Origin of the sequence: Mycobacterium sp., assembly GCF_049280035.1 — a bacterium.
Taxonomy (GTDB): Bacteria; Actinomycetota; Actinomycetes; order Mycobacteriales; family Mycobacteriaceae; genus Mycobacterium.
The window spans coordinates 1-3,094 of sequence record NZ_JBAPPI010000243.1 but is presented as its reverse complement, the minus strand read 5'-3'; the positions used below and the strand labels follow the sequence as shown (position 1 = coordinate 3,094).

The window sequence follows — 3,094 nt, the reverse complement described above, 5'->3', positions numbered from 1 at the left end:
GGCTCCACACTCGCGACGCTCAGTCTGTCTCAGACAGATTCGTCGGGGCGGTGGCGATGCTGATCGTCTTGCGACCGCGCTTGAGGCCGAACTGGACCGCCCCGGCCGCTTTGGCGAACAGCGTGTCGTCGCCGCCGCGGCCGACGTTGATGCCCGGGTGGAAGTGGGTGCCGCGTTGACGGACGATGATCTCGCCGGCCTTGACGATCTGGCCACCGAATCGCTTGACGCCCAGCCGCTGGGCGTTGGAATCGCGGCCGTTACGTGAGCTGGACGCGCCCTTCTTGTGTGCCATGTCTCGTCGCCTTCGCTACTTGATGCCGGTGACCTTCAGGACCGTCAGCTGCTGACGGTGACCCTGACGCTTGTGGTAGCCGGTCTTGTTCTTGAACTTGTGGATGCGGATCTTGGGACCCTTGGTGTGCTCGAGCACCTCACCGGTCACCGCAACCTTGGCCAGCGCCGCGGCATCGGTGGTCACAGTGGCGCCGTCGACGACCAAGGCGACCGGCAGCGACACCTTCGCACCGGGCTCAAAGTCGAGCTTCTCGACCTTGACGACGTCTCCGACCGCGACTTTGTACTGCTTGCCGCCGGTCTTGACGATTGCGTAGGTCGTCATGGTTACGTCTACCTTCTCTTCTGATCTTCTGGCGCGCGCTACCACGGTGCGCGGGCTGGTCTGGGAGTGCCGGCCAAAACCCGGTCAGGGGGCCTGGCGACAACTGGTCAAGGGTACGTGACCAGCGGCTAAAGGGTCAAACCGGTCAGCTAATCCTCGTGGATCGGTGGGCCGGCGGGCCGGGCCGCGGCCCGACGCCGGCGGGGTCGCCCGGCAGGGGCGCTGACAGCGGCGGATTCGTGGTCGTCGGCATCCGAGTCGTCGCCGTCGGAGTCCTCCATGTCCAGATCGTCGACGAGGTCAAGATCCTCGTCCTCGTCGTCTTCGTCCTCAACGTCTTCGTCCTCAAGATCCTCGTCGAGGTCCTCGTCGTCGTCGAGTTCGACCTCATCGTCTTCCTCGCTTTCGTCGAACTCGGCATCCTCGAGGTCTTCTTCGGCGGCCTCACGCGCGACCTGCTTTTGAATCTGTCCATCGGTTTCGGCGTCGTCCCGGTCATGCCCGTCGACGGCTTCATCGACTTCATCGACATCCTCGGTGTGCGCGGACTCGTCAGTGTCGTCGGTTTCGTCGTCATGGCGACCGTTCGCGGCGGCCATTGCCTTGAACATCGGATGCTCGCCGGGAGTGTGGACCGGCACTTTGGCCACCGCAGGCTCGTCGGTCTTGCCCTTCTTAGAGCGCCGACCCTTCTTGCCGCCCGACTCGGCTTTGCGACCGGTCGCCGGCGCCGAGTCGACGGGATCGGCGTGCAGCGTTATTCCGCGGCCGCCGCAGTGCGGACACGTCGTCGAAAACGCCTCGATCAGCCCCGTTCCCAGCCGCTTGCGGGTGAGCTGCACCAGCCCCAACGAGGTCACTTCGGACACCTGATGACGAGTGCGGTCGCGCGCCAGCGCCTCGGTCAGCCGACGCAGCACCAGGTCACGGTTCGACTCGAGCACCATGTCGATGAAGTCGATGACGACGATGCCGCCGATGTCGCGCAGCCGCAGCTGGCGCACGATCTCCTCGGCCGCTTCGAGGTTGTTCTTGGTAACGGTCTGTTCAAGGTTGCCACCGGACCCGGTGAACTTGCCGGTGTTGACGTCGACCACCGTCATCGCCTCGGTCCGGTCGATCACCAGCGTCCCGCCCGAGGGCAGCCAGACCTTGCGGTCCATCGCCTTGGCCAGTTGCTCGTCGATGCGGTGCACCGCGAAGACGTCTGGGCCCGTCCCTCCCCCGGAAAGCTCGGCGGTCTCGTATTTATTCAGCTTCGAAACAAGTTCGGGCGCAACCGAACTCACGTACTCGTTGATGGTGGTCCAGGCTTCCTCGCCGGACACGATCAGCTGGGCGAAGTCCTCGTTGAACAGATCGCGAATCACCTTGACCAGGACGTCCGGCTCCTCGTAAAGCGCCACAGCGGCGCCGGCCGCCTTCTCCTTGGTCTCTTCCGCCTGCGCGGCGATCTGCGCCCACCGATCCTGCAGCCGGGTCACGTCGGCGCGGATGTCGTCTTCTTTGACCCCTTCGGAAGCGGTCCGGATGATCACCCCGGCGTCCGACGGCACGACTTCGCGCAGAATTTCTTTGAGCCGTTGGCGTTCGGTGTCGGGAAGCTTGCGGCTGATGCCGGTCGACGACGCCCCCGGGACATACACCAGGTAGCGACCGGCCAGCGACACCTGGGTGGTCAGCCGGGCCCCCTTGTGTCCGACTGGGTCCTTGCTGACTTGCACCACGACGTAGTCGCCGGGTTTGAGAGCCTGCTCGATTTTGCGGTTGGACCCGCCCAGGCCAGCGGCCTCCCAGTTCACCTCACCGGCGTAGAGCACGCCGTTGCGGCCGCGGCCGATGTCGACGAACGCCGCCTCCATCGACGGCAGCACGTTCTGCACGATGCCCAGGTAGATATTGCCGACCAGGGAAGCCGAAGACGCGCTGGTGACGAAGTGCTCGACGACGATCCCGTCCTCGAGCACGGCGATCTGGGTGTACCGGGACCCCGGGTGCGGTGGTTCGGCGCGGACCTTGTCACGAACGACCATCACCCGCTCGACCGCCTCCCGGCGGGCCAGGAATTCGGCTTCGGTCAGGACCGGCGGGCGGCGCCGTCCGGCATCGCGCCCGTCGCGGCGGCGCTGCCGTTTGGCCTCCAGCCGGGTCGAGCCGTCGATGCCCTGGATCTCGGCGTTGCCGTTGCCGGAATCGGACTTGTCCTTGGCCCGGGGTGGCCGCTCGTGCACCACGGTGTTGGGTGGGTCATCCGGTGAGGGACCGTCATCGCTGTCATCGCCGGAACCGGACTTGCGGCGGCGACGGCGTCGGCGACGCTTGCTGCCGCCCTCGCCGGAGCCGTTGTCATCATCACTGTCGTCGGAGTCGTCGTCGTTGGAGTCGTCGCCGGCGTTGTCGGCCGACGCGGCGTCCGGCTCATCCGATTTGCCGCCGTCGCCGTCGTCTTCGTCGCCCTTGTCGGAACCGTTC

At 65.9% G+C, this 3,094-nt stretch carries 3 protein-coding genes; all 3 read right to left on the bottom strand.

What is annotated here, in order from left to right; genetic code table 11:
* Positions 1-19 precede the first annotated feature (19 nt).
* Entirely contained in the window at positions 20-295 is a 276-nt protein-coding gene (rpmA, locus tag WAN71_RS07755; protein ID WP_422224776.1) for a 50S ribosomal protein L27, read from the bottom strand.
* Positions 296-310: 15 nt separating this feature from the next.
* A complete protein-coding gene (gene rplU, locus WAN71_RS07750) occupies positions 311-622 on the bottom strand; it encodes a 50S ribosomal protein L21 (RefSeq protein ID WP_422224775.1) in 312 nt (103 codons plus the stop codon).
* A gap of 149 nt (positions 623-771) precedes the next feature.
* A partial coding sequence (locus tag WAN71_RS07745; RefSeq protein WP_422224774.1) for an Rne/Rng family ribonuclease occupies positions 772-3,094 on the bottom strand: 2,323 nt, incomplete at its 5' end.